This window comes from Curtobacterium guangdongense (assembly GCF_049341845.1).
Lineage (GTDB): Bacteria > Actinomycetota > Actinomycetes > Actinomycetales > Microbacteriaceae > Curtobacterium > Curtobacterium guangdongense.
This window is the reverse complement of the sequence record NZ_JBMPIT010000007.1, coordinates 248,221-274,485: the sequence shown is the minus strand read 5'-3', so window position 1 is coordinate 274,485 and position 26,265 is coordinate 248,221. Positions and strand designations below refer to the sequence as shown.

The following is a 26,265-nucleotide window of genomic DNA, read 5'->3' as shown; positions in this document are numbered from 1 at the left end:
CCGGGCGGTGGCTCGTGGGGGATGCCACCGACCGGGGGCTAGGAGGTGCTGCTCGCGGTGCGGGCGCGGTCCATGCGGTCCGCGCTGCTCGTGCGGAGCTGCAGCAGCGGGGTCACGACGTCGGCGAAGCGGATGTCGTTGACCGACTCGACCTGGTCGACGGTCTCGGGCGACCACGCGTCGGCACCGTGCACGGCACCGAGCACGGCACCCGCCATCGCGGCGATCGTGTCGGTGTCGCCGCCGATGCTCGCGGCGGTGCAGAGCGTCTCCCAGGGGTCGAGGTCGAGCGACACGAGGGCGAGCGCGGCGACGACCGACTCCTGACTGGCGACGCTCGTGCCGATCACGCCGTCGATGGCGGCAATCCGGTCGTCCGTCGGCACGGTGGGGAGCCACTGGCGCGCCCAGGCCGTCTTGTCGGCGATCGAGGCCCCGGCGATCCAGTGTCCCCGTCGCTCCCCGATCCGGGCAGCGGCGACCGCGACGTCCAGCGCCTCGGCCCGCGACGCTCCGTCGATCCCGGCGCTGACGGCGGCGGCGATCGCGGCCGCGCCCCCGATGCCGAGCCCGGTGTCGTGGGTGACGCGGGAGGCGTCCTGCACGGCGTCGACGAGCGCGTCGAGGTCGTCAGCGGTCGTGGTGATGCCGACCGGCGTGATCCGCATCGCGGCGCCGTTCGTGGTGCCGGTGGAACCGGCCTCGGACGCGGGGACGCCGTCGAGGATGCGCTGCACCGCGGTCTTCGTGCTCGGGCCGAGCAGGTCGAGGGACCCCTTCGCCGCCATCCCGCGCTCCCAGTCGATGAGCGCCTCGGCGAACCGGGTCGGGTCGAGCCGGCCGTCGCCCTCGACGAGCAGCTGCGCGACGAGCACGGCCTGCTCGGTGTCGTCGGTGATGCTCGCGGCGGGCATGCCGTGCGCGATGCGCTGCCGGGGGCCGGCGTCGACGAACCCGGTGATGCGGCCGTGGTCCTCGCGGATCTCCTGGAGGGACATCGACTGCGTCGGCATGCCGAGGGCGTCCCCGATCGCGAGGCCCCGGAAGGCGGCGAGCGCGTGCTCGGAGGTGGTCGTGCGGGTCATCGGGCGTCTCCTTGTCCGAAGCGCATGTGGATACGGAAGCGCTCGGGGTCGAGCAGGCTGTCGACGGCCTCGACGAAGGCACCGCCCGCGGTGCGGGAGACCCGACGGCTGTGCAGGAAGGGGGTGCCGGGGGTGCGGTCGAGCACCGCGGCCTCGGCGTCGTCGAGCGGACGGACGTCGATCCACTGCTCCGCTCGCGCCGGGACGAGGCCGGCCGCCTCGATCGTCGCGCTCAACGACCCCTCGACGAGTCCGTCCTCGACGGCACGGTCGAGCCGACCGATGCGCGGCACGACGCTGCGCTCGTAGGAGACGTGCGGCCCGTCGACCACGGAGCGCACCCGGTCCACGGCCACGAAGGCCGGTTCGGCGTCGACCAGGCTCGCGAGTTCGGCGTCCTCGACGCGTTCGATCCGCAGCGTCGACGCGCGGACCTCGGTGCCGCTGCCCGCGATGGACCGTGCCCAGCCGGCACGCGGGTCGAGCGCCGCACCGTCGAAGGTGACGACCGAACCGATGCCGCCGTGCGTGGCGATGTACTCGTCGTCGGCGAGGTCGGCGAGCGCTGCGCGGACGGTGCCGCGGCTGACCGCGAAGCGCTCGGCGAGGTCGTGCTCCCCCGGGAGTCGTTCGCCGGAGACGTACCGGCCCGTCGCGATCGCGTCGCGGAGGGCGTCGGCGACGAGACGTCGCTTCGATGAGACGGGCATGACAGCGATGGTACATGTACAAGACCTGTCCAGTCCATCGGAAGGTCACGGTCCGGTTTCGGCCAGGCCCCGATTCGGTAACACACGTCGTGCAACGAGTCCGTCGGCCCTACCGTCGAATGGTGACCGCACGGACCCTGCTCGCGACCGGCGCCGTCGTGCTCGCCCTCGTGGCCGGCACCACGAGCGTCGATCTGGCGACCGGTGCGGCCACCGGCGGCCGGGCCGCAGCAGCGGAGGTGACTCCGGCGCCCACGTCGTCCCCGGTCTCGAACGCCAAGCTGAAGCGGGTCGACGGACTCGAGCTGGGCGCCGAGTCCATCACGCTCCGCCGCGGGGACCGCACCGTCGCCGTCGCGTCGATGCGGAACGGCTCCGCGACCGTCGAGCTCTTCGACCGCCTGTTCGGCACCCCGTCCCGCACCCTCACCGCCGAGGGTGACGGTGGACGATGCCTGCCGGCGGGGACGACCTACACGTGGGGCGGGTCGCTTCGCGTCGCAGCACTGTCCGAGCCGTCCGACCTCGGCAACTCGCTCGAGGTCCGCGTGCTCCGTGACGAGGTCCGTTCGCGCACGGGCGGCATCGTCGAGCTGAGCGGGCCGGACGGCGTCCAGGTCGGCGACGACGTGTCGGACCTGATCGACGACGCCCCGAAGAGCGACCGCGAGTCCCTGGGGTCCGGGGACTCCGAAGCCTGGCAGGTGCTCCTCGCCGAGGGATGGGCTTCCGACCGTCCGGGTGCGGGGACGAACGGCGTCTCGGCGTTGACCGACGGCACCACCGTGACCGTGATCGGGTCGCCGATGCCGGTCAACGCGACGAAGGGCTGCTGACAAACCCGGCCTGCTGAGGCCGAATCCTCACCCGCGCACGAACGCGAACTGCAGCACTCCGGCGCGTATCGAGTCCAGGAACGGCCGGACCACACCGTGCTCTCCGGCGTTGGAGTCCTCGGCGATGTGCGCCGCGAGGAACACGTCCTGGTACGCGACCAGGACCACGCCACTCGCGCTCGCCGTCTCGAGCCAGCCCTCGCTGTGTTCATCGTCCATGTGCAACGGCGGCGCGGTCCTGGCCCGCGCACCCTCGACGATCGCCAGCGTGATGGCGTTCGACTCCGCTCCGACGACGACGGCGCGGTCGGTGATCAGCGGCAACATGCCATCCGCCGGCGGTATCGCCACCAGTCGGCCCCGAAGACCGCTTTCGACCTCAGACTCGTGCACCAGCAATGCGGACATGTCGGGCCTCCCGAGGAACCACGCTGTCGTCGCCCAGGTGGTGCCGAGCCGCGCCCGCTCAGTCACGATCGTCAAGGTCGAAGAAGTCGAACGCGACGGGTCGCCCGAACATGTCGGTCATCGAACTGCTCGGGGGCCGCCGCCGGGCTCCGGGCTGCACCGGGTCGTTGAGGAACCCGCGGATCGCGGAGCCCTGCGCGGCCGCATCGATCACGATCTCATCGCCCCCGGATCGGGAGCCGTTCCGGCCCAGTAACCAGCTCGCGATGGACCTTGCCGCACTCGCGACGAAGGGTGCCGCAGCGACCGCTACGGTCGAGACCACCGGCTGCCCGGTGAGGAGTGCGGTCGGGGCGACGGCCACGCCGGCCTCGATAGTGGAACGGAGATCACGTCCAAGCAACGGATGGTCACGAACCGCGACCCCGAGCTCGCCGGCGCGTGCCCGGAGAAGATCCCGGAACTCGAGTCGCTCCCGCAGCGAGTCGGCCGCGCCGTACTCACGGAGGATGCCGGAGAACTCCTCCCTCCACCGGTGCATACGGTCCTGCTCGCGGACGGCCAGCAGTTGCTCCGTGGAGATCCGTCGCACCTGCTCCGCAGACGGCGCGGGCAGCGACAGCAGCTGTGTCAGGGATTCCTGGTGTGCAACGGAGCCGTCGAGCCAGTTCGGCCAGTCGATCTCACGGAACATCCAGCTGAGCAGTTCCGGACCAGCGAACCAGTCAGGGAGGTAGAGGTCGACGGCCCCAGACGCTTCGGCACCGAAGTCGAGCAGCGCACGGAGCTCGCGGAACCAGGTCGCGAGGTCGGCCCTGACGATGTCAGTCAGCAGCGCCGACGCATTCGGCCGGTACCCGGCACGGTCGACGACGAGCTGGACGAGTTCGTCCGGCAGGGGGTCTGGAAGCGACCGCTCGACTGTCGAGCGGTCGGGGAACGTGGGCGGGCTCACGTAGACGAGCGTTCCCGACTCCTCGAGCGGTGCGTACCGTGCCACCCGCCTCAGCAGCCAGGTGCCGTCAGTGACCGCCCGGCTCCCGAATCCGAGGTTGTCGAGGTGCGCCTGCCGGTCGTCCGCCGAGATCCACCGCTCTGCATCGTCAACGACCGCGACCTGGTCCGCGTACCCGAGCGCACGTCCCACGAACGCGAACTCGCGGTCGTACGGACCGGACGACCCTCCGGCGAAGTCGGTCAGGAACGCCGGGCGGAAGAACCCAGGGGGTGTCTGCGGCACCGGTTCCGACTCCACCGCAACCCGCCGCTCGAGGTACTCCTCGAGGAGGCCGCGGGCGTCTTGCCTGCGCCGGGTGGCACGCCACACCGCGAGGTCGGTCGGCGCTTCACCGAGGACCTCCGCGAGGACCGATGCATTGGTTGCCAATGGTCACGTCCGGATCGTCGCGACCACCGGGAAATGGTCACTCGCGAACCAAGTCTCCGGACCGTCGTGGTCGATCACCACGCGGTCCACGCCGGCGACGTCCTTCGTCAGGACCCAGTCGATCCGCTCCCCCGACTCCACCGGTGGCAGCCAGTCGTTGAACGTCGCGGTGCGGTCGCCCGGGTCCCCCGCGACCGTCCACGTGTCGACGTACCCACCGTCGGCGAAGACGCGCGACGCCGTTCCCGCGCCGGCCGGCTCGTTGCAGTCCCCTGCGACGACCACCGGACCGTCCACACCCGCGAGCCGCTCGACGATGAGCGCCGCGCTCTTGCCGCGGACCTCGTCCCCGTGGTCGTTCGCCTCGTGGTCGAGGTGCGTGGTCAACAGGGTGAACGCGGCGCCGTCGACGTCCAGGAAGCGGACGTGGTTCGCGATGCGGGGGAACAGGCTGCCCCACGTGTTCGACACCGGCTCGTCCGGGGTGTCCGACAGCCAGAACGACCCTTCCTCGATCGGGCGAAGGCGGTCCTGTCGGAAGAAGACTGCGGCATGCTCCCCCGCGCTGCCGCCCTCACGCCCCTGTCCGACGGCCGCGTACCCCTCGAGCCCCTGCCGGAGGTCCTCCATCTGGTGATCGAAGGCCTCTTGCACGCACAGGACGTCCGGGTCGTGGCGCCGCACGATGTCGAGCAGGACGGGGAGCCTGGCCGGCCAGTCGTGCGCCGGATCCGGGTTCTTGATGTTGTAGGTCATCAGGGTGATCGGACGCGCTGCGTTGTCCACACCCTCGAACCTACGGCGAGTGCACGCTCGGCCGGTCGACGACCCGCCGATGCGTCCGTCGCCCAGCGGAGAACCGGAGCCGCAGGAAATGTGGATCAGCGCTGCGCCGATCCGAGATCGGTCGTCGCATCGGCGACGCGGGACACCTCTGGATCATGCGACGCAACGAGCACCGCCGCACCATCATCGGCCAAGTCACGCACAATCCGCATCACGAGACTGGTGCGGTCGGCATCCAGTGCAGCGGTGGGCTCATCCATGAGGACCAGACGGGGCTTGCGAACGAGGATCCTCGCGATCGCGACTCGCTGACGTTCTCCGCCGCTCAGCTCGACGGCACGACGGCCGAGGTACTCCGTCGGGAGATCCATCAGGTTCATGACTTCGTCCACGCCGAACGGAGTGGACGTCGGAGCGCTCGGTGCCGCCCTCGCAGCTGCCTGGAGGTTCTGCCGGACGCTCCATTGTTCGACGAGCCCGGCATCCTGGAACACGAAACCGACGGTGTGACGGAGGTATCTCCGCAGCCGTACCCCCCGGAGCGCAGGAACGTCATAGCCGAGCGAACGAATGGTGCCAGAGCGCGGACGCTCAAGGCCACCGATCATCCGCAAGAGAGTCGACTTGCCCGCTCCGGATGGCCCGAGCACCGCGTGCACCTGACCCGTTCGTGCTTCCAGGTCGAGCGCACGGAAGAGCGGCCGATTGCCGAGTCCGTGTTCCAATGCGACGACGGACACGACCTGGTCTTCATTCGGCATGAGCCCTCAGCTCCTTCGTGGTGGTGAATCCCCCAGCGATCCGGATGCTGGACGCTGAGATCACGCCGGCGACGACGCCGAACGTGACGCCGAGCGGGAACGGCAAGATGTCCGCTCCGGTCAAACCACTGCGCATTCCGACGAGGATCGTCAATGCTGCGCACGATAAAAGGAGAACCGTTCGACCCCAGAGGGGCAGGTGAACGCGGGCAAGCGACTGGCCGTGCACCAGTCCGGACAACACCCGATCGCGGTGGATCAGCATGTAGCTGCGCGTTCGGATCACGAGTACGCCCAACATCACGAGGAGCCCGATCACCCCGCCGACCATCGCAATCGGGAGTTTCACCGCCGCGGCTTCCTCGCCGCGCGCCATCTGGTTGGCCAACGAATCGAGCACGTACACGGACCGTGAAACGCCAGCGTCGTCCAGGACCTGGCGAGTGCCGCCCACGTCTTCGGTGAACAACAAGTCGCCCGCCGATCCAGCCGCGAAGTACGAGTCGTCATCCAGCAATCCGGCTGACGCGGGAACGATGACGATGACGGGTGAGTCCGAGAAGACCTGGGACCGGAAATCCGTCTGCCCGTAGTTGAACACCTTGCCCGCTGAGTACGTGCCGATGCGCGGCGCCTTCGGAACGGCTTCGTTCGGGACATCACCAAGGGGCGACGCGAACCATCGTCGCCACTCCGAAGCGATCGAGTCCGCACGGTCAGCGTGGTCATCTGGCACGAGAATCCCCCAGATGCCGGGGCCGTGGGCTCCGCGGAGCGGATCGGACAGACGACTGCCCGATCGTACGATGAACTCCGGGTTCGCCACGATGACATTGGAGCCGGGATCTCCGGGCATGAAGCGATCACCGTTGTTGCGGCCCGGCACCCAGCTGAGCACGACTCCTGCCGCATCGTCGCGCGTGCGCACTGCCGATGCGAACGGCGCGACTGCCGCATCCAGCGCATCCGGCCCGTCGACCCCCTGGAAGATCGTCGACGTACAGGTTTCGCACGCGCGCCAGTCGGGACGGCTTCCATGGACTGCCTGGAGCGCTCCGGCGGCCGCAACAGCCTGCGTGAGGAGGAACACCACCAACGTCAGGGCGAAGACTTGGACCACAGACATCGGAACCGAGCCGCGTGCCCACGGACGCCACCCCGTGAACGCGGCGCGAAAGCGCTCCCCTGCGGGCAGAACGCCCGAAATGCATGATCCACCTGCGAACGCCGCGAACAGCAGACCCAGCATCAGGGCACTCGCTTCGTAGTAGTCCGGGAGCCGATGCCCACCGTTGTACGGAAGCAGAACCACAGCCGCCACGCCACCGAGAACCACGAACGCGGCCACGGAGAGCGCGGCCGATGTCACCAGGTCGCCGATGAGGGGTGCCCGCGCACCGAGCGTGAGCGCAAGAGCAGATCTGCGAGCCCGCCGCGCTGCGCGCGCGAATCCCATCGTGAACGCCGCGAGAACGGCAACGCCTGCAGCCATGACGGCAGGGGTGTAGCCGACCATGTACCGCAGCAGACTCCACCACCCCAGCGACTGGGCATGCGCCTCGATACCACGATCCTCGAGCCCGACCACGACCTGGTGCAGGTCCGCGAACGACATCGTCGACAGGTAGCCCCCGGACGCCGCACCGTCGAGCGGCACCAACTCCGTGACCATGCCCTTGTCGAACCGTGCGTACGTGCCCGATGGGAAAGCCCGGTCGTACAGCGTGCGGTCACCGATGATCGGCGCAAGGGTTCGTGTCGTCGTCTCCCCGGTCGGGTCCATGCGGATGCGGTAGAAGTTCGCGTGGTGACGCTGAGCCTCCGCACGCAAGAGCGGAGTGATCGGGGTGGCCTCGTTCGCCTGGGCGATCACCAGTGCAGACCGGACGGTCGCCATCGACTGCGTGTCCTGCACGCTCAAGGCCGCGAAGCCGATGAGCAACGAGATCACCGCAGCCGCAGCCGCGGCTGTGGTTCGAAGGAGGATCGAGGCCACCCGTCGCGCTACTTCGTGTCCCAGAACGCGGTGTTGCCCCCAGCAGTCCGGAGAACCTGCGCGACCGACCGCGTTCCCTTGGACACCCAACCCGAGTACTTGCAGCTCGTTCCGAAGCCCGCGCAGGCCGTCGACTTGTGGGTCTTGCTGCTGTGGTCGTAGTACGAGTAGGAGTTCCCCCCGCCGATGCCGTAGATCCACACGCCTCCGCCGACCTTCTCGGTGGTGCGGAGCTTTCCATCACCGATGGTGTCGTCGATGATGACCTGGCTCCCCTCGCCGCCGGTGATCGCCGCGGATCCACCAGCGGTCGCACCGCCATCGGTCATCGTCGACGCGGATGCAGCGGATGGAAGCGCGATCGCACCCGCCATGACCAATCCAGCGAAGAGCGTCGCGACGCGGCGACCTGCTGTGGTGTTGTCTGCAATATTGAACATGACCGTTAACGTACACAGAAGGGTCGGTGCGCGCGAATCGCCCGATCCAGCGCCGCTCGACGTGACGACCTCTGGATCGCGATGTCCGGACGAGCCGGACCAAAGGAGTCTCACCGCGCCAGACCTGCCCCACCCGCACGTCCGGCGCTTCTGCGCCCGCATGGCCTCGATTCAGCCGGCAAGGTGGCGCAACCGGGCTGCGCGTGTCGCGTCGCAGGGAGACACGCGCGGTCACACGTGCTTCAGGAGTTCACGGAGTTTCCTGTCGCGCCCTTGACCGCGGGCCGCGGTGCGGAGCCCCTTACTAGTAGATGCAGGAATCCGCCGAGCCGTAGTTGTGCACGGCGGTGGAGGTCGGGCTCGGCTCGGACGACGATCCCGAGTCCGACGATCCCGAGTCCGACGACCCGGAATCGGACGATGCCTGGTCCGACGGGGATGCCGCATCCGACGGCGCCGCCGGGTCGGCCGGCTGCTCGGCCGCGACCGCGGTCTTGCCGTCCGTGCCGAGGACGAGCGTCACGCCCTGCACCGAGGAGGTCTGCACGGCGACCGCGCCGGGGACCGCGGCGACGACGGCCTTCGCCTGCGCCTCCATACCAGCGGGGTACTGCACCATCGTCGTCGCGGTGGTGTCCGACGATCCCGGTGCGCCGACCTGGAACGACCGTCCGGCGAGCACCGTACCGGCAGCACCGGCCGCACCCGTCACGCCGCTGCCGTTGAGGACGGTCACCGCGACGCTCGCCGGGTCGGCCGCCGTTGCCTTCGTGTACGCCTCCGGTTGCCCGACGAGGCTCTGCACGAACGCGGGCATGCCGGCGGTGTCGACCTCCACGATCGACAGGGCGGAGCCGCCGACGTAGATCGTGGGGGTACCGAGGATCGGGATCGTCGCCGACTTGATGTTCGCCGGCCGCAGGTTCCGCAGCTGGGTGGCGAGCGAGAGCATGTCGAGTCCCTGGTCGGTCTCGATGGACCCGCCGATGGCATCGATGATGTTCGTCGTCTTCACGGGGTTGAGCAGGGTGCCCGCCGACAGGATCTTCCGCGCTTCCTGCGACAGGAAGTACTGCTGACGGACCTGGCGGTCGAGGTCGCCGTTCGGCAGTCCGTGCCGCTGCCGGACGAACGACAGCGCCTGCTTGGCGTCGAGCTCGGACGTGCCTGCCGGCAGGTCGACGCCCGAGTAGCTGTCCTTGGCGGGCTCCTTGAGGCAGACCGAGACCGGCCCCAGTTGCTTGACGATCTCGTAGAACCCGAGCAGGGAGACGCGCACGTAGTGGTCGATCGACAGCCCGCTGAGCCCCTCGATCGTCTTGATGAGCAGCTGTGCTCCACCCGAGGGACCGCCGCCGTTGAGGGTGCCGTAGTAGAAGGCACTGTTGAGCTTTCCCTTGCCGACCCCGGGGATCGCGACGTACGAGTCGCGCGGGAACGAGATCATCGTCGCGTCCTTGCCGTCCGCGGAGATGTGCAACACGATCATCGTGTCGGTGTTCGTGCCGCCACCGTCGTCCTCGGTGCTGAGCTCGGCCATCTGCTCGGGGGTGGCGTTCTCCGGCCGGTGGTCGTCCCCGACCAGCAGGATGTTCATCGCCTTGCCGTCGACGTCGTCCTTCTTCTCCGTCGAACCGGTGATCGCGTCGACCTTGGTGACGCTCGACGCCAGGCGGTTGTACGCGTACGCCGCGTAGCCGCCGCCGAGCAGCAGGGCCATCGTGAGCACGCCGGCGACGGCGGGCAGCACCACGCCGAAGCCGCGCTTCTGGCGGCCGTGCCGGGGCGGCACCGCGCCGCGTCCGCGGCGCACAGTCGTCTCATCGGGTTGCGAACTCACGTGAGCACGATAGCGGCGGACCGTGAGTCGAGCATGAAACCGCCCTGCAAAACGGCCTGGAGGCCCGTGGCACGCCCGCCACGGACCTCCAGACCGGCTCCGGGTCGCCGCGTCACTCCGGACGCAACGAGGCCTTGTTGGTCTCGCGGGCCCGCAGGACCGCGATGCCGCTGATCAGCGCGGCGGCCATCACGTAGAAGGCCGGTGCGAAGGTGTTGCCCGTGGAGGCGATCAGCCAGGTGGCGAAGTACGGGGTGACCCCACCGAAGATCGCCACGCTGATGTTGTAGGCGATGCCCATCGAGCCGTAGCGGATGTTCGTCGGGAAGAGCTCCGCCATCGCGGCGCTCACGGCACCGTCGAACGCGGCCATGAACAGCCCGAGGAGCATCATCGCCCCGGCGGCCGCCCAGAAGTTGCCGGCGTTCATGAGCATGAGCGTCGGGTAGGTCAGCACGACGAACCCTGCACAACCGGCCAGCATGACGGGCTTCCGGCCGATCTTGTCCGACAGCAGCCCGAAGAACGGCACCAGGGCGGCGATCACGATGAACCCGAGGACGACGGCGCCGTAGGACACCAGCGGGGAGTACCCGAGGTCGGTCTGCAGGTAGGACGGCATGAACGTCTGCAGGATCCAGTGCCCGACGGCCTTGATCACGACGAACCCGACGCAGAACAGCAGCGCCTTCCACGAGCTGCGGATCGAGCGGCGCAGCGGGTTCGCCGCGACCTCGCCCTTCGCCTTGAGCGCCCGGAACTCCGGGGTGTCCTCGAGCTTCGTGCGGAGGTAGAGCCCGACGAGGCCGAGCGGCACCGCGATGAGGAACAGGACGCGCCAACCCCACGACCCGAGGGCGTCCCCGCCGGCGATCGCGGTGAACAGGAACACCAGGCCGCCACCGACGATGAACGCCATGAACCCGAAGACGTCGATGAAGCTCGTGACGAAGCCGCGTCGGTTCGACGGGGCGTACTCCGCCAGCAGCGTGGTCGCCCCCGCTCCCTCACCGCCCGCCGCGAAGCCCTGCACGAGTCGCACGACGACGAGCAGCAGCGGTGCCCACAGTCCGACGTTGTCGTACGTCGGCAGGATGCCCATCACCGCGGTCGCGCCGCTCGTGATGAGGATGACCGTCGCGAGCGTCGTCTTGCGGCCGACCCGGTCGCCGAGCGACCCCCAGAAGAGCCCGCCGAGCGGACGCATCACGAACCCGGCGCCGAACACGGCGAACGCCGAGAGCAGCGCGACCTGCGGGTCACCCTGCTTGAAGAAGTGCACGGAGATGACCGTCGCGAGCGTGCCGTAGAGGCCGAAGTCGAACCACTCGACGAAGTGGCCGACACCGGCGGCGACGATGACCTTCCGCATGCCGGTGCGACGAGCGTCGTCACCCAGCGCGGTCTGCAGATCAGGGGTGGTGGCAGCGTCCGGAGCTGCAGGCGCTCGGGTTGCGTCGCTCATGTGGGAACCTCACACTTCGTTGTCGAGAGTTGCTTGACCATAGCATCGGCCGGGCATACTTTGCCACACAGTGGGAAAGAAACACCAATGGATGATACGTTCGCTGCCATGCAGTCCCGCAAACAGCACCACGACGTCGTGGTCGTCGGCGGCGGTCTCGCCGGTGTGAGCGCCGCCGTCGCCGCCGCCCGCCTCGGCTCCAGCGTCGCCCTCGTCACCAACCGGCCCGTCCTCGGCGGCAACTCCTCGAGCGAGATCCGCGTGTGGGTCGTCGGCGCCACCGCGCACGGCACGCAACGGTTCGCCCGCGAGACCGGGATCATGGGCGAGCTGTTCCTCGAGAACCAGTACCGCAACCCGCAGGGCAACGCGATCTACTGGGACCAGGTCGTGCTCGACCTCGTCCGCGCCGAGCCGAATGTGCACCTGCACCTCAACACCGACGTGCGCACGGTCACGACGACCGACGACGACGGGGCGCACCGGATCACGAGCGTCAGCGGGTGGACGATGGGCAGCGAGATCGAGACGACCTTCACCGCGCCGGTGTTCCTCGACTGCACGGGCGACGGACTCGTCGGCGCCCTCGCCGGCGCCGAGTACCGCATCGGCCGCGAAGGGCGCGACGAGTACGGCGAGGACTGGGCACCGGAGCAGGCCGACGACGAGCTCCTCGGCAGCTCGATCTTCTTCTCCACGCACGACACCGGGAAGCCCGAGAAGTTCGTCGCACCGTCCATCGCCGTCGACCTCTCCACGACCCCGATCCTCGTGAACCGCGCGATCAAGACGGGCGACAACGGCTGCAACTACTGGTGGATCGAGTGGGGCGGCGAGCTCGACACCGTGACCGACAACGAACACATCCGCGACGAGCTCTGGGGCGTCGTCTACGGCATCTGGGACCACATCAAGAACTCCGGGCAGTTCGACGCCGACACCCTGACGCTCGACTGGGTCGGCGCGATCCCCGGCAAGCGCGAGTACCGACGGTTCGTGGGCGACCACACCCTCACGCAGCACGACCTGCTGTCGCAGCGGACCTTCCCCGACACCGTCGCGTTCGGCGGCTGGTCGATCGACCTGCACCCGGTCGAGGGCGTCTACGCACCGACGGCCGGCGCCCAGCAGCGCTACACCGACGGCACGTACGACATCCCGTTCCGCTCCCTCTACTCGGCGAACGTCGCGAACCTGCTGTTCGCCGGCCGGAACATCTCCGCGTCGCACATCGCGTTCGGGTCCACACGGGTGATGGCCACCTGCTCCGCACTGGGACAGGCCGCCGGCACCGCCGCACACCTCGTGGCGCGACACGGGACGACGCCCCGGGAACTCGGGACCGACCACGTCGCGATGCTCCAGCAGACGCTCCTCCGCGAGGACGCCCCGCTCATCGGCGTCCGGGCCGTCGACGGCTCCGACCTGGCACGCGGCGCCCGCGTCTCGGCGAGCTCGGAGCTGACCACGATCGACACCACGCCCTGGACCAGCGAGGAGACCTTCGCCCTCGACCGCGACGCCGCGATCGTCCTCCCGGTGGACCCGACGCTCGGGACGATCGCCATCCGCACCGCGGCCGACCGGGCCTCCGACCTGACCGTCGAGCTCTGGACCACCGGCAAGCCGCAGAACTACGCCCCGATCGTCCACGTCGCCACGCACTCGGCGCACGTGCCCGCCGGTGTCGGTGACGCGGTGGTCGACCTCGCGTTCACGCCGGACGAGCCGTGCAACGCGGTCGTCGTCGTCCGGGCTGCCCCCGGCGTCCGGCTCTTCCGGACGACGGCCCACCCGTACGGCGTGATGGCGCTCCGTGCCCGCTCCGCCGAGGACGAGGCGTTCGACGACCACATCCCCGAGGAGGCCGACCAACCGGTCACCGACTGGGAGGCACGCACCCTGCGCGGAACCGGATTCGCGTTCAGGGTGAGCGGCGAGACGGACGCGTGGCGAGCCTCCAGGGCGGTGGACGGGTTCCAGCGTCCATTCGGCGGGCCGCACATGTGGTCGTCCGACGCGGTCGGCACGGCAGCGCTGACGCTCGACTGGGCGGAACCCGTCGATGTCCACCAGGTCCGCATCGTCTGGAACGACGACGTCGACGCGGACCTCATCAACCTGCACCACCACCGCACGCACTGGGATGTCGTGCCGGACCTCGCCCGCGACTACCGGGTCGAGGTGTGTGTCGACGGCGACTGGCGCGTGGTCGCCGAGGTCGCGGGCAACCGCCACCGGCACCGCGTCCACGACGTCGAGCCGGTCCGCACGTCGTCGCTGCGCGTCATCGTGACCGCGACCAACGGTTCGCCGTTCGTCACGGCGAGCGCCGTGAAGGTCCACTGACCGCTGATCCCCGCGCCCCACTGTCGGCGGCGTCACGGTCCGCGCGGCCCGGGCAGAGTCGAAGCCCATCACCGCGGGGTGCCCGTCCGACCAGCAGAATGGGCACATGGCCACCACCCCTCCGAACCAGAGCATCGAACGCGCCGCCGCGGTCCTCGGTGCGCTCGGCGCCTCCGAGAACGGGAGCGTCCGCGCGTCGGACATCGCCAGGGCCATCGGGCTCGGGACCTCGACGACCGGTCGGCTCCTGGCGACGCTGGAGTCCCTCGAGTACGTGCGCCGCGACCCGGAGACGCAGGGCTACTCGGTCGGGCGCGCCGTGCTCGAGCTCGCCAGCCAGGGCCTGAACCACAACCCGGTCCACCGCGAGTCCCGTGCAGCGGCGCAGGAGCTCGCGCACCGCATCGGCCTGACCGCCAACGTCGGCGTCCTCGACGATGCGTGGGCGATCTACCTCTGTCACTTCGAGGGATCGCTCGCACCCAAGTCGCACACGATGATCGGCATGCGGCAACCCCTGCACGCATCGGCGCTCGGCAAGGCCCTGATGCTCGACCTGACCGAGGCGCAGCGGCAGGCGCTGCTCCCGGAGCTCCCCCGCTACACCGACCACACCATCACGACGCACGACGCCCTGTCCGCGGACCTCGCGGCGTCGGCCTCGCGCGGGTGGTGCGTCGAGAACCAGGAGCTCGCGCTCGGTCGGTTCTGCATCGCTGCGCCGATCCGGAACGCGTCCGGCCGGATCGCCGCAGCGCTGTCGATCTCCGGCCGGGTCACACAGCTCCGCGACCGCGACATGGACTCCCTCGCCGAGGACCTCATCGAGGTGGCCGACCGCATCAGTGTCGGGCTGGGGATGATCAGCGCCGTCGCACACTGACGACAAACATGTCAACACATGTTCAGGGAACATGCGCACGTTGTATACCGAACTCCGTTCGGATGGTGTCGGGCGAACCGCCCCTCACCGTTCGAAGGAGCACGACATGCGGAACCTCCGCACCACGATCGCGGCTTGTCTGACCGCGACCACCATCGCCGGCATCGCATTCGGCGCGCCGACCGTCGCGTCCGCCACGACCCCGACCGCACCCGCCGCCTCGACGACCGAGAAGCACGTCGTCGTCATCGGGGTGGACGGACTGCTGTTCGACCGCATCGCACCGGCTGACGCGCCGAACCTCGACGCGATGATCGCGTCCGGGTACTCGTCGAAGACCTCCCTGTACGCCGACCCGATGGCGCCGACGCTCTCCGGACCGGGGTGGGCGACGAACCTCACCGGCGTCTGGCCGGACGAGCACGGGGTGACGAGCAACTCGTGGGGCACGGGGACGCACCTGTCGCAGTACCCCGACTTCCTGACGCGACTCGAGCAGGCGAACCCGAGCCTGTCGACGTTCGCCGACGTCAGCTGGAACCCGATCGTCGACGGGTCGACCGGCACTCCGCTCATCACGAGCACAGTCGACGACGTCCAAGCCGCGAACGGTGACGCCGACACCGCGGCCCGCGCCGTCACGAAGATCACCAGTGCGGGCCCGAACGCCTCGTTCGTCCACTTCGACGACGTCGACGAGGCCGGACACGCATCCGGCGCCGCCTCACAGGCCTACCTCGACGCGATCCACGAGGTCGACGGGTACATCGGCCAGATCCGGGCCGCGGTGGCGAAGCGGTCCGACGCCGCCGACTGGTCGTTCATCGTCACGAGCGACCACGGGCACACCGCCGCCGGCGGCCACGGCGGCAGCACCCCGGCCGAACGCTCGTCCTTCATCCTGAAGACGGGCGCCGGGATCACGAAGACGACCCCGGCCGTCGCCCCGAAGAACGTCGACATCGCCGCCGACGTCCTGCACACCTTCGGTGTCCCGGTCCCCGCTGCGCTCGACGGCCGCCCGCTCGACACGGTCTCCACCGACCCGTTCGACACGAAGGCCGGCGCGCTCCAGTCCCGCGTCGACGAGACCGGCATCCCCGCCTCGACCCTCGGCTGGACCAAGTCGATGCCCACGGGCTGGACGGTCGACAACACCGGGATGGGTACCGGCGGCGTGAGCGAGTGGCGCGGCTGGTCCCTGGCGAGCGACGCGTTCTGGACCGGCACCGAGACCGGTCAGGGACGCGAGGACAACGTCCGCGCCCGCGGCGTCTTCGCCGTGGCGGACTCCGACGAGTGGGCGGACAAGTCGCACACCGGCACGTTCAACAGCCGCATCGTGTCCGCCCCGTACACGGTGACGGGCAAGACCTCGGCGACACTGTCCTTCGCATCGCACTACCGCAAGGAGGGCAACGAGACCGCCTCCGTGCTCGTCTCCTTCGACGGCGGCGCGTGGAAGAACGTCGAGACCTACACGTCCGACCACATCGCATCGATCGACACGCAGACGATCGCGGTCCCGGCGGGTGCGCAGCAGATGCGCGTCCAGTGGTCGCTGACCAACGGTGACAACAACTGGTACTGGGCCATCGACGCCCCGTCCGTCCGTTAGTCACCGCCGCCCGGCCTGGAGGCACGGTGCACGCCCGGCGCGCACCGTGCCTCCGTCACGTGTCCCGTGGATCAGGGGCGGGGCTGCATGAAGGACGGGTTGCCAGCGGCGACGACGGTGAAGCGCACGACGTCGCTCCGGTAGCGGTCGTCGGAGCACTCGAACGCCCGTCCGTCGTCGCCGACGGTGGTGCGCCGGACACGGAGGATCGGCGAGCCGAGCTGGACCTCCATGAGTCGTGCGTCGAGGTCGTCCGCGGCGACGGCGTCGATCTCGTGCGTGACGTCCGCGAACCGGTGGCCCTTCGTCGCGAGGAACTCCGTGATCGACTCCTCGTCGATCTCCTGGAACTCGAACAGCAGGCGGCCGACGGGCTCGATGAACGTGGAGCGCTCGACCATTGCTGGCCGTCCGTCGAGCGTGCGCATCCGGATGACGTCGACGACCCGGTCGCCGACCTCGATCCCGAGCGCAGCGGCCTGGTGCTCGTCGGCACGGCGCACCGCGAGCTCCTCGGTCCGCCCGCCCGGTGTCCGGTGGAACGACCGCGCCCAGGCGGTGAACGGCGTGTACACGTCGGCGCGCTGCTGCACCTGCCGGGTCCGCACGCGCGAGGGACGTCCACGGGTCGACTCGATCAGCCCCTCGTTCCGCAGCTCGGCGAGGGCGTTGCGGACCGGGCCGCGTGACGTGTTCCACTGCACCGCGAGGTCACCCTCGGTCGGGACGTCGTCCCCCGGTGCGAGGTCCCCGTCGAGGATCCTGGCGCGCAGGGAGTCCGCGATCTGCTGGTACACGAAGTCGGCCACGTGTCGATCGTAGAGATGCCAACCCGCGAGGATCGCTCGGCACACCGCGGCGAACGGCGGGAGTTGTATTGCGAACGGGTGAACAGGGCATGACGATCCCGTAGTTGTATACCCATGTGGCGGGATCATGTGGAATCGTCCCAGACATGTCCACCCCGTCCCACCACGACGTCGCGATCGTCGGCGCCGGCATCGTCGGGCTCGCCCACGCCTGGGAGGCCCACCGCCGGGGCCTGCGCGTCGTCGTCGTCGACGCCGCAGCCGGTCCGCACGGCGCCTCCGTCCGGAACTTCGGCCACGCCTGCATCACCCCGCAGACCGGGGCGGCCGCGGTGTTCGCGAACGAGGCGCGCGGCCGCTGGCTCGAGCTCGCGGTCCGCGCCGGCTTCACGGCCCGCGAGACCGGCACGCTGGTCGTCGCCCGCCGGCCGGAAGAGCTGGCGGTCGTCGAGGAGTTCGCGACCGCCACGCGCGGTCGGGTCGAGCTGCTCACCGCCGCCGCAGCCACCGCCCGCATCCCGGTCGCCCCGGACGAGGTCGTCGGCGGGGCGTTCCTCCCGACCGACCTGCAGGTGGACCCGCGCACCGCGACGCCCGCGATCGCCGAGTTCCTGGCGGCCGAGGGCGTCGACTTCCGCTGGCGCACCACCGCGACCGGCGTGACCAGCGGGACCCTCGCCACCACCCGCGGGGACATCGCCGCAGCGACCGTCGTCGTCGCCACGAACCACGACCTCGACCGCCTGTTCCCGGAGATCGCCGAACGCGCCCACCTGGTGCGCTGCCGACTGCACATGCTCCGGGCGACGCCGTCACTCCGCGCACCCCTCGTCGCCCCGCTCTTCACCGGCTGGTCGCTGCTCCGCTACTCGGGCTTCGCGACCCAGCCGAGCGCCGACGCACTGCGTGACCGGCTGCAGGGAGAGATGCCGGAGGGCGTCGCGCTCGACCTCAACCAGATGGTCACGCAGCACGTCGACGGGTCGCTCATCCTCGGCGACACGCACGAGCGCGGGATCGACGCGACGCCGTTCGAGTCCGAAGCCGGGTTCGACCTGGTCATCCGCGAGACGAAGCGGCTGTTCGGCGTCGAGGACGTCCCGGTCGTCGAGCGCTGGCAGGGCGTCTACGCGTCGTCGCCCGACCGCGAGTTCGTCATCGAGCAGCCGGAGCCGGGCGTGCACGTCGTCACCGTCGCGAGCGGGATCGGCATGACGACCGGACTCGGCATCGCCCCCTTCACCTTCGACGGCACCGCAGCAGACATCGCGGCGGGGACCCTGCCGTCGAGCCCCGTCACGACCACCCTCCAGGAGACCCGATGACCATCGACACCCCCATCACGCTCGTCGTCCTCGACATGGCCGGCACGACCGTCAGCGACGACGGCACCGTCGAGCGCGCCTTCCTCGCCGCGGACGCCGCCGTCGGGCTCGCCGCCGACGACGCCGGCCGCCAGGACATGCTGCAGTACGTCCGCGACACCATGGGCTACTCCAAGATCGTGGTGTTCCGGCACCTGGCGAACGGCGACGAGGAGCTCGCCCAGCGCGCGAACGCCGCGTTCGAGTCCGCGTACCGCGAGATCGTCGCGTCCGGCGGGTGCGAGCCGATCCCCGGCGCGGCCGAGACGATCCACGCGCTGCGCGCCGCGGGCATCCGGACGGCCTTCACCACCGGGTTCTCCGCCGAGACGCTGGTGGCACTGCTCGCGTCGCTCGGCTGGACCGACATCGTCGACGTGGTGCTGACGCCGGCCGACGCCGGTCGCGGCCGCCCGTTCCCGGACATGCCGCTCACCGCGCTCATCCGCACGGAGACCGAGTCCGTGCGGCAGATGGTGGTCGTGGGTGACACCGCGAACGACGTCCTGTCCGGGGTCCGGTCCGGTGCAGCGGCCTCCGTCGGCGTCCTGACGGGCGCGCACGACGAGGCAGCACTCCGTGCCGCAGGAGCCACGCACGTGCTCGCGTCGATCGCGGACCTCCCGGCCCTGCTCGGCGTCGCTGTTCTGGAGGCACGGTGAGCGCCGACCGTCCGCCTCGCCTCGCCGAGACGGACGGGTCCACCGCCCCCGGGATCGAGTTCCGGGACGTCACGGTCCGCGGCGACGACGGCCGGGTGATCCTCGACTCGCTGACGATGGCCGTCCCGCGCGGCGAGATCGTCGCCCTGCTCGGCCCGTCCGGCGCCGGCAAGACCACCGCGCTGCGTGCCGTCGCGGGGTTCCAGGCGCCGGCGTCGGGGCAGGTGCTCCTCGGCGGCCGGGACGTCACGGCGGTCGCACCCCGCGACCGCGGCATCGGGATGGTCGTGCAGAGCTACGCCCTGTTCCCGCACATGTCCGTCGCGCAGAACGTCGCGTACGGGCTCCGGTCACGAGGCGTCCGTCGCCGCGACACCACCGAGCGCGTGCGCGAGGCGCTGGCGATGGTCGGGATGGAGACCTTCGCGGACCGTCGTCCCGCGTCGCTGTCCGGCGGACAGCAGCAGCGCGTGGCCATCGCCCGTGCACTCGCACCTCGTCCAGCGGTCCTGCTGCTCGACGAACCGCTCTCGGCCCTCGACGCACAGCTCCGCTCGGGGATGCTCGCCGAACTCGCACGGCTGCACCGGGAGCTCCCGGACGTCACGATGCTCTACGTCACGCACGGGCAGAACGAGGCGCTCGCGCTGGCGGACCGCATCGCCGTGATGGCCGACGCCCGGCTCGTGGAGTACGGCGCGTCGGAGAGCCTCTACCGCGACCCGGAGTACGCCTTCACCGCCCGGTTCCTCGGGGCGTCGAACGTCCTCGAGGGCGTGGTCGCCGGGGACCACGAGGTCCTCGTCCACGGGGCTCCGTCGGCACTCCGGCTCGTCGAGCCCGTCCGCGGCGGCTCCACCGTCCGCCTGTCGGTCCGCCCGCACCGCGTCCGGCTGCTCTGCGGCGACGAACGCGGCACGAACGAGCTCGCGGTGACGGTGACCGACGTGCAGTGGCGCGGGGCGACCCACCACGTCACCGGGACGGTCGGTAGCCAGTCCTTCGCCGCCGAGCTCCTCGAGCTCAGCGTGCCGCCGACCGTCGGTTCGACGGTGCGCTTCGGCTTCGAGCCGCACGACGTGGTCGTCGTCCGCGACCCGGCCACTGCGGTGCGACCCGACCACGGCACCGCGGACGCCGTCGTGGCGGAGACGAGCCGGTCCTCCCGTCCGACGCTCGCCAGGAGCTTGCGGTGACCGCCGTCGTCAGCGCGCCACCCGCACTGCCGCGTCCTCGCACCCGGGTCGCCGGTCCGGCCGTGGCGGCGCTCGTGCCGCTCGCCGTCCTGCTGGTCCTGGGCGTGTACCCGCTCGTCCTGCTGCTGTCGAACGCGGTGCACGACGACCTCGGGACCGTCGACCTGGCCAGGTGGGGCGAGCTCTTCGGCAACCCGGTGTTCCTCGACGTGATCTGGACCACCGTCCGGATCGGCGCGCTGACGACCATCGGCTGCGTCGCCCTCGGCACGTTCCTGGCGCTCGTCGTCGCGTTCGTGCCGTTCCCCGGGACCGGCTTCGTCGTCGGTGCGCTGAACGTCGCGGTGTCGTTCCCCTCGTTCCTCATCACGCTCGCGCTGGTGTTCGTCTGGGGCGACGTCGGCGTCGTCAACGGCGGCCTCGCGGCGATCGGCCTCGGACCGGTGCACCTGCTCGACGGACAGTGGGGCGTCGTCCTGGCCGAGGTCGTGTACTTCACCCCCTTCGTGCTCCGCCCGGTGCTCGGCGCACTCGAGAACGTCGACCGTCGCCAGGTGGAGGTCGCCGAGTCGCTCGGTGCCGGGCCATGGCGGATCATCAGGACCGTCGTCCTGCCCGAGGTCCTGCCGGCGATCGCCGCAGGCGGGGCGCTCGTGCTCATGTACTCGCTCAACGAGTTCGGGATCGTCCTGTTCACGGGGGCGAAGGACGTGCAGACCCTGCCGACCCTGGTGTACGGCCAGGCGATCGGCCGCGGCGAGTACCAGACCGCCGCCATCGCCGCGGTCGTGAACGTCGCCGTCTCGATCGGGCTGTACCTGGTCGCACGGCGCGTGACGCGGGCGGGGGTGCGCTGATGCTGGTCCGCAGCGCTGCCGTCCGTCGCACCGTGCAGGCCGTCGCGATCGCCCTGCTGCTCACCGTGTTCGCGCTGCCGTTCGGCGCCGTGCTGCTCGGTTCGCTGGCGTCGTCGTGGTCGGGTGCGCTCCCGTCCGGGATCACGCTCGGCAACTTCGTGGCGGTCTTCGGGGAGTCCGGCACGCTCGGCGCGGTCGGGGCGTCGCTCGCCACCGCCGTGGTCGCCACCGTCGTCGCGATCGCGCTCGCCACCTCGGCCGCGCTCGGTGCCCGTGCACTCCCCCAACTCCGCCGGGTCGTCGACGCCGCGTTCCTGCTGCCCGTCGCCGTGCCGTCGGTGGCGATCGGGCTCGCGATCCTCATCGCCTTCTCGACCGGCCCCGTCCCGCTGAACGGCACCGTGTGGATCGTCCTCGTCGCGCACGTGGTGCTCGTCAGCGCCATCGCCCACCAGCCGATCGCGGCGGCGGTCGCACGGCTCGACCGACGCTACGAGGAGTCGGCCGCGGCACTCGGGGCATCCGGGATCCGGGTGCTCGTGACCGTGGTGCTCCCGCAGCTCCGCCCGGCGCTCATCGCCGCCGCTGCGCTCTGCACGGCACTGTCCATGGGTGAGCTGACCGCCGTGATGATGGTCGCGCCGCCGACCTGGCGCACGCTGCCGCTGCAGGTCTTCTCGATGACGAGCCGCGGCATCCACCTGTACGAGGGCGCGGCGCTGGCCGTCGTGCTCATGGGCATCACGCTCGTCGTGCTGCTCGGCCTCGGCCGCCTCGCGCGCCGGGCCGCCTGACCCCACCCGACCCACCGCATCCGCGCCCCACATCCGCCGCCACATCTGCCCCAGGGAGAACCATGTCCGTGCACCGATCCCCCCGCCGCCCCGTCGTCGCCGCCGGCATCGCCGCCGTCGCCACCGTCGTCGTCCTCGCGGGCTGCTCCGCGACCGGCGCCGCCAGCACCGGCTCCGGCTCCGACTCCGACTCGAAGACCGTCACGCTCTACACCGCCGACGGGCTGAACGACGGGCACTCGTCGTTCTACAAGACCGTGTTCGCCGACTTCCGGAAGGACACCGGCATCACCGTGAACGTCGTCGAAGCAGGCTCAGGAGAGGTCGTCCAGCGTGCCGCCAAGGAGCAGTCGAACACGCAGGCGGACGTCCTCGTCACGCTGCCGCCGTTCATCCAGCAGGCCGACCAGCAGGGGCTCCTGGCGAAGTACACGCCGGCGGGGTCCGAACACGTCGCGGACGACAACAAGGCCGCTGACGGCACGTACACGACGATGGTCGACAACGTGATCGGGTTCATCCGCAACACCTCGTCCGTGCCATCGGCCCCGACGACCTGGAAGGACCTGCTCGACGCCGACTACAAGGGCAAGCTGCAGTACTCGACCCCGGGCGTGGCCGGCGACGGCACCGCGATGCTGTTGCTCGCGCAGCAGGTCCTCGGCAAGCAGGCCGTCGACGGCTACATGCACGACCTGCAGGAGAACAACGTCGGCCCGTCCGACTCCACCGGTGCCCTCGCGGCGAAGGTCGACAAGGGCGAGCTGTCGATCGCGAACGGCGACCTGCAGATGAACCTCGCACAGCAGGCGTCGATGCCGAACCTCGGCGTCTTCTTCCTCGACGGCGAGGACGGCAAGCCGACCACCATGTCGGTGCCGTACGTCGCGGGCCTCGTCAAGGACGCCCCGCACGCGGCTGCCGGCAAGAAGCTGCTCGACTACCTCTACTCCGAGAAGGTGCAGGAGGAAGCGACCACGGTCGCGGGCGGGCTGCCGGCGCGGGACGACGTCACGCCCACCGGGCCCGAGGCGGAGAAGGTCTCGAAGCTCCTCGACGGCGTCACCGTCGTCCGGCCCGACTGGGATGCGGTGCTGAAGGACCTCGACGACACCGTGGACCGCTGGAACACCGCTACCGGGACGCTCTGACCCACACGGGTCCCACCGCCCCCGCGTCGCTCGGCGCGGGGGCTTCGCGGTGTCGTCAGCCGCGTGACGGCAGCAGGTGCACGGCTTCCATGGCGAGCTCGGCGGCGATGGGGTCCTTCGCCACGACCGCGTCCTTCAGCTTCGCGAGCTCCGGCAGGATGACGTCGGCCGGCACGAGCTCGGCGAGCTCGGGGACGCGGAGCTTGAACGCCAGTCCGTCGGTCGTCGACTTGCAGAGCTGCTCGAGCGAGGGGTTCCCGCAGGCATCCGCCCACATCGAGTAGATGTCGGCTCCGTCGTGCGCGACCTTGGCCTGCTCGTCCTTGCCGACGCGGGCGACGACGTCGTCGAGCATCTTCACGATCTTCTTGCGCTCGGCGTCCGTGAACCGCGGGACCGCGAGCCGGACGACGCCGCCGTAGATCACGCCGAGCGTCCGGTAGGCGTCGAGGAGCTCGTCCTTGGCCGGAGCAGCGACCCGGGTGTACCGGTTCGGCGCCATCTCGATCAGGCCGGATCGCGCGAGCTCCGCGAGGGCCTCGCGGATCGGAGTGCGCGAGACACCGAGCCACGCGATGAGGTCGTCGTCGTTGAGGCGCTCCCCCGGCTCGAGCGTGCCGTCCATGATCGCGTCGCGGATCTTGTCCTGCACGGTGTCACGGAGGAGCTTGCGCTCTGCTGCGGGCTGCGTCGAGGGAACTGGCATGCGCTCAGCGTGTCACATGTCGGCTGGTCGCCGCGACAGGATCGTCGGCAGTTCGACGTGACAGCCGCGAGGGCCACCACGCGTGCCGACCGAGGTCGTACGCCAGCGCCGGGACGAGCAGGGAACGGACCACGATCGTGTCGAGCAGCACGCCGAACGCGACCACGAACGCGATCTGCACGAGGAACAGGATCGGGATCACCCCGAGCGCCGCGAACGTCGCCGCGAGGACCACGCCGGCCGAGGTGATCACGCCGCCGGTGACCCCGAGCCCGCGGAGCACGCCCTCGTGCGGGCCGAACCGGATCGCCTCCTCGCGCACCCGGGTCATGAGGAAGATGTTGTAGTCGACCCCGAGCGCCACGAGGAACACGAACGAGTACAGCGGCACGGACGGGTCGGCCCCGGGGAAGTGGAACACGTGGTCGAACACGAGCGCCCCGACGCCGAGCGCCGCCGCGAACGACACGATCACGCTGCCGATCAGGACGAGCGGCGCGACGATGCTCCTGAGCAGCAGCATGAGGATCAGCAGGATGACGACGAGCACGACCGGGATGATCACCGACCGGTCTCGGATGCCGGTGTCGTTCGTGTCGACAGCTGTGGCGGTCACACCGCCGACGATCGCGGACGGGTCCACGCGTTCCACCGCGGTCCGCAGGTCCCTGATCGTCTGCTCCGCGGCGTCCGAGTCGGCCGCGGAGGTGAGTGTGGCCTGCAGCAGGACGTCACCGTCCGACACCGTCGGTGCATCCGAGGACCCGATCGGCACGGTGCCGGACGGGGAGTCCTTCGACACCGCGACGACCTCACCGACACCGTCGACCCCGCGGATCGCCGATGCCAGCCGATCGATCCGGTCCGCCGAGCCGATGACCTGCGCGGGGCTTCCCGACCCAGCAGGGAAGTGGTCGGCGAGCACGTCCTGACCGTCCCTGGCCTGGGACTGCCCGATCACGAGGTCGCTCTGCGGTACCCCGTCCGCCTCGAGTCCGATGAGCCCGGTGCCCATGGCGAGCAGCCCGACGGTGCAGACGATCCAGACGACCCGCGAGCGCCGCGCGACGAGCCGGCCGACGCGCGCCCAGAGTCCCTCGGCGCCCGGCCCGGTGACGACGGGGTGCGCGCTGCCGTGGACCGGGCGGAGCGGCCAGAACGCCGCACGCCGGAAGGCGAGGAGCAGCGCGGGCAGCAGCGTGAGCGCGGCGAGGAGGCTGAACGCGATGCCGATGGCCGCGACGGGTCCCAGCGCCTTGTTCGAGTTGAGGTCGGACAGCAGCAGGCAGAGCACGCCCACGATGACGGTGCCGCCGGAGGCCAGGATCGGTTCGAGGCTCCCGCGCAGCGCGGCCGTCGTCGCTTCCCACCCGGTGCGGTGGTCGCGCAGGGCTTCGCGGTACCGGGACACGTACAGCAGCGCGTAGTCGGTGGCGGCACCGATGACGAGGATGGACAGGATGCCCTGCACCTGCCCGTTGACGGTGACGACGCCCGTCTTCGCCAACGCCCACACGACGAGGATCGACGCGGTCAGCGCGAACGTCGCGGTCCCGAGCACCAGGAACGGCAGCAGCGGCGAGCGGTAGACGACGATGAGGATGACGAGGACGGCTGCGAGCGCGACGCCGAGCAGGATCCCGTCGATCCCAGCGAAGGCCTCCGTGAGGTCGGCCGTGAACCCGGCCGGACCCGTGACGTACCCGCGCATGCCGGACGGCACCGCGTCGTCGACGTCCGCGCGGATCGCCTCGACCGCGTCCCCGGTGTCCGCCGTGGTCGTCAGCGTGGCGACGATCTCCACGGCGTCGCCGTCGTCGCTCGGGATCGCGGGGCTGACCGACTGGACGTCGGACCGGTCGCCGAGCCGCTGGACGAGGTCGGCTGCAGCCTTGGTGTCCGCAGCCGAGAACCCGCCCGAGCGCTCGAGCACGATCACGGCGGGCGCTCCGGACGGGTCTCGGAAGTCGCCAGCGCGCTCCTGCACCTTGGTCGCGTCGGCTGACGCCGGCAGGAACGAAGTCTGGTCGTTGGTCGAGACCTCGGAGATCTTCCCGAAGAACGGACCGCCGATCGACGCGATGACGAGCCAGGCGACGATGACGACCGCGGGGATGGTGATGCGGAGGAAGCGGGGCACGTCGATGAGCGTACTCCGATAG

23 protein-coding genes are annotated in these 26,265 nt (G+C 70.3%); 10 read left to right on the top strand and 13 right to left on the bottom strand.

Translation table 11 applies throughout. From position 1 onward, the window contains the following. Positions 1-38: 38 nt before the first annotated feature. Positions 39-1,085 carry an ADP-ribosylglycohydrolase family protein gene (locus ACO0E1_RS13420; protein WP_422874648.1) on the bottom strand — a complete coding sequence of 349 codons (1,047 nt, stop codon included), beginning with the start codon at positions 1,083-1,085 and terminating at the stop codon, positions 39-41. Beyond that, positions 1,082-1,795, bottom strand: a complete 714-nt coding sequence (locus ACO0E1_RS13415) for a GntR family transcriptional regulator (RefSeq protein ID WP_422874647.1) — start codon at positions 1,793-1,795, stop codon at positions 1,082-1,084. Before ACO0E1_RS13415 ends, ACO0E1_RS13420 begins: the two co-directional genes overlap by 4 nt. 122 nt (positions 1,796-1,917) lie before the next feature. On the opposite strand from ACO0E1_RS13415, the gene ACO0E1_RS13410 reads away from it, so the two are divergent. After that, positions 1,918-2,631: a hypothetical protein gene (locus tag ACO0E1_RS13410; protein WP_422874646.1), complete on the top strand. Its 714-nt coding sequence runs from the start codon at positions 1,918-1,920 to the stop codon at positions 2,629-2,631. Between the two features lie 27 nt (positions 2,632-2,658). On the opposite strand, the gene ACO0E1_RS13405 is transcribed toward ACO0E1_RS13410, so the two are convergent. The 8 genes from ACO0E1_RS13405 to ACO0E1_RS13370 form a co-directional block, all read right to left on the bottom strand. Continuing rightward, positions 2,659-3,039, bottom strand: a complete 381-nt coding sequence (locus ACO0E1_RS13405; protein WP_422874645.1) for a hypothetical protein — start codon at positions 3,037-3,039, stop codon at positions 2,659-2,661. Positions 3,040-3,097: 58 nt separating this feature from the next. Then, on the bottom strand, positions 3,098-4,426 hold the full coding sequence (locus ACO0E1_RS13400; RefSeq protein WP_422874644.1) for a hypothetical protein: 1,329 nt from the start codon (positions 4,424-4,426) through the stop codon (positions 3,098-3,100). Between the two features lie 3 nt (positions 4,427-4,429). Beyond that, entirely contained in the window at positions 4,430-5,212 is a 783-nt protein-coding gene (locus tag ACO0E1_RS13395; RefSeq protein WP_422874643.1) for an endonuclease/exonuclease/phosphatase family protein, read from the bottom strand. A 95-nt stretch (positions 5,213-5,307) separates the two neighbouring features. Continuing rightward, positions 5,308-5,973, bottom strand: a complete 666-nt coding sequence (locus tag ACO0E1_RS13390; protein ID WP_422874642.1) for an ABC transporter ATP-binding protein — start codon at positions 5,971-5,973, stop codon at positions 5,308-5,310. Further along, on the bottom strand, positions 5,963-7,969 hold the full coding sequence (locus tag ACO0E1_RS13385; RefSeq protein ID WP_422874641.1) for a hypothetical protein: 2,007 nt from the start codon (positions 7,967-7,969) through the stop codon (positions 5,963-5,965). The genes ACO0E1_RS13390 and ACO0E1_RS13385 overlap by 11 nt, the downstream gene beginning before the upstream one ends. 8 nt (positions 7,970-7,977) lie before the next feature. Further along, positions 7,978-8,409 (bottom strand): lactococcin 972 family bacteriocin, encoded by a 432-nt coding sequence (locus ACO0E1_RS13380; protein WP_422874640.1) that lies wholly within the window; start codon positions 8,407-8,409, stop codon positions 7,978-7,980. A gap of 304 nt (positions 8,410-8,713) precedes the next feature. Further along, complete coding sequence (locus ACO0E1_RS13375) at positions 8,714-10,249, bottom strand: LCP family protein (RefSeq protein ID WP_422874639.1); 1,536 nt, start codon at positions 10,247-10,249, stop codon at positions 8,714-8,716. Between the two features lie 112 nt (positions 10,250-10,361). Then, entirely contained in the window at positions 10,362-11,714 is a 1,353-nt protein-coding gene (locus tag ACO0E1_RS13370; RefSeq protein ID WP_422874638.1) for an MFS transporter, read from the bottom strand. A gap of 108 nt (positions 11,715-11,822) precedes the next feature. Between ACO0E1_RS13370 and ACO0E1_RS13365 the strand changes: the two genes are divergently transcribed. From ACO0E1_RS13365 to ACO0E1_RS13355, 3 genes are all read left to right on the top strand, one after another. After that, on the top strand, positions 11,823-14,063 hold the full coding sequence (locus ACO0E1_RS13365) for an FAD-dependent oxidoreductase (RefSeq protein WP_422874637.1): 2,241 nt from the start codon (positions 11,823-11,825) through the stop codon (positions 14,061-14,063). Positions 14,064-14,169: 106 nt separating this feature from the next. Continuing rightward, positions 14,170-14,946: an IclR family transcriptional regulator gene (locus ACO0E1_RS13360; protein ID WP_281266588.1), complete on the top strand. Its 777-nt coding sequence runs from the start codon at positions 14,170-14,172 to the stop codon at positions 14,944-14,946. Between the two features lie 106 nt (positions 14,947-15,052). Then, positions 15,053-16,564, top strand: a complete 1,512-nt coding sequence (locus ACO0E1_RS13355) for an alkaline phosphatase family protein (RefSeq protein WP_422874636.1) — start codon at positions 15,053-15,055, stop codon at positions 16,562-16,564. A 71-nt stretch (positions 16,565-16,635) separates the two neighbouring features. Here ACO0E1_RS13355 and ACO0E1_RS13350 read toward each other — a convergent pair whose 3' ends face one another. Then, positions 16,636-17,373 (bottom strand): GntR family transcriptional regulator, encoded by a 738-nt coding sequence (locus ACO0E1_RS13350; protein ID WP_422874635.1) that lies wholly within the window; start codon positions 17,371-17,373, stop codon positions 16,636-16,638. Positions 17,374-17,519: 146 nt separating this feature from the next. Between ACO0E1_RS13350 and ACO0E1_RS13345 the strand changes: the two genes are divergently transcribed. From ACO0E1_RS13345 to ACO0E1_RS13320, 6 genes are all read left to right on the top strand, one after another. After that, the gene (locus tag ACO0E1_RS13345) at positions 17,520-18,698 is read left to right on the top strand and encodes a TIGR03364 family FAD-dependent oxidoreductase (RefSeq protein WP_422874634.1); all 1,179 of its coding nucleotides are present in this window, start codon (positions 17,520-17,522) and stop codon (positions 18,696-18,698) included. Beyond that, positions 18,695-19,399 (top strand): phosphonatase-like hydrolase, encoded by a 705-nt coding sequence (locus ACO0E1_RS13340; RefSeq protein WP_422874633.1) that lies wholly within the window; start codon positions 18,695-18,697, stop codon positions 19,397-19,399. The genes ACO0E1_RS13345 and ACO0E1_RS13340 overlap by 4 nt, the downstream gene beginning before the upstream one ends. Continuing rightward, entirely contained in the window at positions 19,396-20,595 is a 1,200-nt protein-coding gene (locus ACO0E1_RS13335; RefSeq protein ID WP_422874632.1) for an ABC transporter ATP-binding protein, read from the top strand. The genes ACO0E1_RS13340 and ACO0E1_RS13335 overlap by 4 nt, the downstream gene beginning before the upstream one ends. After that, positions 20,592-21,452, top strand: a complete 861-nt coding sequence (locus tag ACO0E1_RS13330) for a 2-aminoethylphosphonate ABC transporter permease subunit (RefSeq protein ID WP_422874631.1) — start codon at positions 20,592-20,594, stop codon at positions 21,450-21,452. Before ACO0E1_RS13335 ends, ACO0E1_RS13330 begins: the two co-directional genes overlap by 4 nt. After that, on the top strand, positions 21,452-22,246 hold the full coding sequence (locus tag ACO0E1_RS13325) for an ABC transporter permease (RefSeq protein WP_422874630.1): 795 nt from the start codon (positions 21,452-21,454) through the stop codon (positions 22,244-22,246). Before ACO0E1_RS13330 ends, ACO0E1_RS13325 begins: the two co-directional genes overlap by 1 nt. Before the next feature lie 62 nt (positions 22,247-22,308). After that, on the top strand, positions 22,309-23,397 hold the full coding sequence (locus ACO0E1_RS13320) for a 2-aminoethylphosphonate ABC transporter substrate-binding protein (RefSeq protein ID WP_422874629.1): 1,089 nt from the start codon (positions 22,309-22,311) through the stop codon (positions 23,395-23,397). A 55-nt stretch (positions 23,398-23,452) separates the two neighbouring features. Here the strand turns inward: ACO0E1_RS13320 and ACO0E1_RS13315 are convergent, their stop codons facing one another. Both ACO0E1_RS13315 and ACO0E1_RS13310 read right to left on the bottom strand, forming a co-directional pair. Next, the gene (locus tag ACO0E1_RS13315; RefSeq protein WP_422874628.1) at positions 23,453-24,103 is read right to left on the bottom strand and encodes a GntR family transcriptional regulator; all 651 of its coding nucleotides are present in this window, start codon (positions 24,101-24,103) and stop codon (positions 23,453-23,455) included. A 4-nt stretch (positions 24,104-24,107) separates the two neighbouring features. Further along, positions 24,108-26,243 (bottom strand): MMPL family transporter, encoded by a 2,136-nt coding sequence (locus ACO0E1_RS13310; RefSeq protein WP_422874627.1) that lies wholly within the window; start codon positions 26,241-26,243, stop codon positions 24,108-24,110. Between the last annotated feature and the right edge of the window lie 22 nt (positions 26,244-26,265).

Bases quoted from the DNA above. Each gene is read 5' to 3' on its own strand.
- ACO0E1_RS13325 (WP_422874630.1), top strand. From the start codon at position 21,452: ATGCTGGTCCGCAGCGCTGCCGTCCGTCGCACCGTGCAGGCCGTCGCG.
- ACO0E1_RS13390 (WP_422874642.1), bottom strand. From the start codon at position 5,973: ATGCCGAATGAAGACCAGGTCGTGTCCGTCGTCGCATTGGAACACGGA.
- ACO0E1_RS13370 (WP_422874638.1), bottom strand. From the start codon at position 11,714: ATGAGCGACGCAACCCGAGCGCCTGCAGCTCCGGACGCTGCCACCACC.
- ACO0E1_RS13315 (WP_422874628.1), bottom strand. From the start codon at position 24,103: ATGCCAGTTCCCTCGACGCAGCCCGCAGCAGAGCGCAAGCTCCTCCGT.
- ACO0E1_RS13360 (WP_281266588.1), top strand. From the start codon at position 14,170: ATGGCCACCACCCCTCCGAACCAGAGCATCGAACGCGCCGCCGCGGTC.
- ACO0E1_RS13405 (WP_422874645.1), bottom strand. From the start codon at position 3,039: ATGTCCGCATTGCTGGTGCACGAGTCTGAGGTCGAAAGCGGTCTTCGG.
- ACO0E1_RS13420 (WP_422874648.1), bottom strand. From the start codon at position 1,085: ATGACCCGCACGACCACCTCCGAGCACGCGCTCGCCGCCTTCCGGGGC.
- ACO0E1_RS13320 (WP_422874629.1), top strand. From the start codon at position 22,309: ATGTCCGTGCACCGATCCCCCCGCCGCCCCGTCGTCGCCGCCGGCATC.
- ACO0E1_RS13415 (WP_422874647.1), bottom strand. From the start codon at position 1,795: ATGCCCGTCTCATCGAAGCGACGTCTCGTCGCCGACGCCCTCCGCGAC.
- ACO0E1_RS13345 (WP_422874634.1), top strand. From the start codon at position 17,520: ATGTCCACCCCGTCCCACCACGACGTCGCGATCGTCGGCGCCGGCATC.
- ACO0E1_RS13340 (WP_422874633.1), top strand. From the start codon at position 18,695: ATGACCATCGACACCCCCATCACGCTCGTCGTCCTCGACATGGCCGGC.
- ACO0E1_RS13365 (WP_422874637.1), top strand. From the start codon at position 11,823: ATGCAGTCCCGCAAACAGCACCACGACGTCGTGGTCGTCGGCGGCGGT.
- ACO0E1_RS13380 (WP_422874640.1), bottom strand. From the start codon at position 8,409: ATGTTCAATATTGCAGACAACACCACAGCAGGTCGCCGCGTCGCGACG.
- ACO0E1_RS13355 (WP_422874636.1), top strand. From the start codon at position 15,053: ATGCGGAACCTCCGCACCACGATCGCGGCTTGTCTGACCGCGACCACC.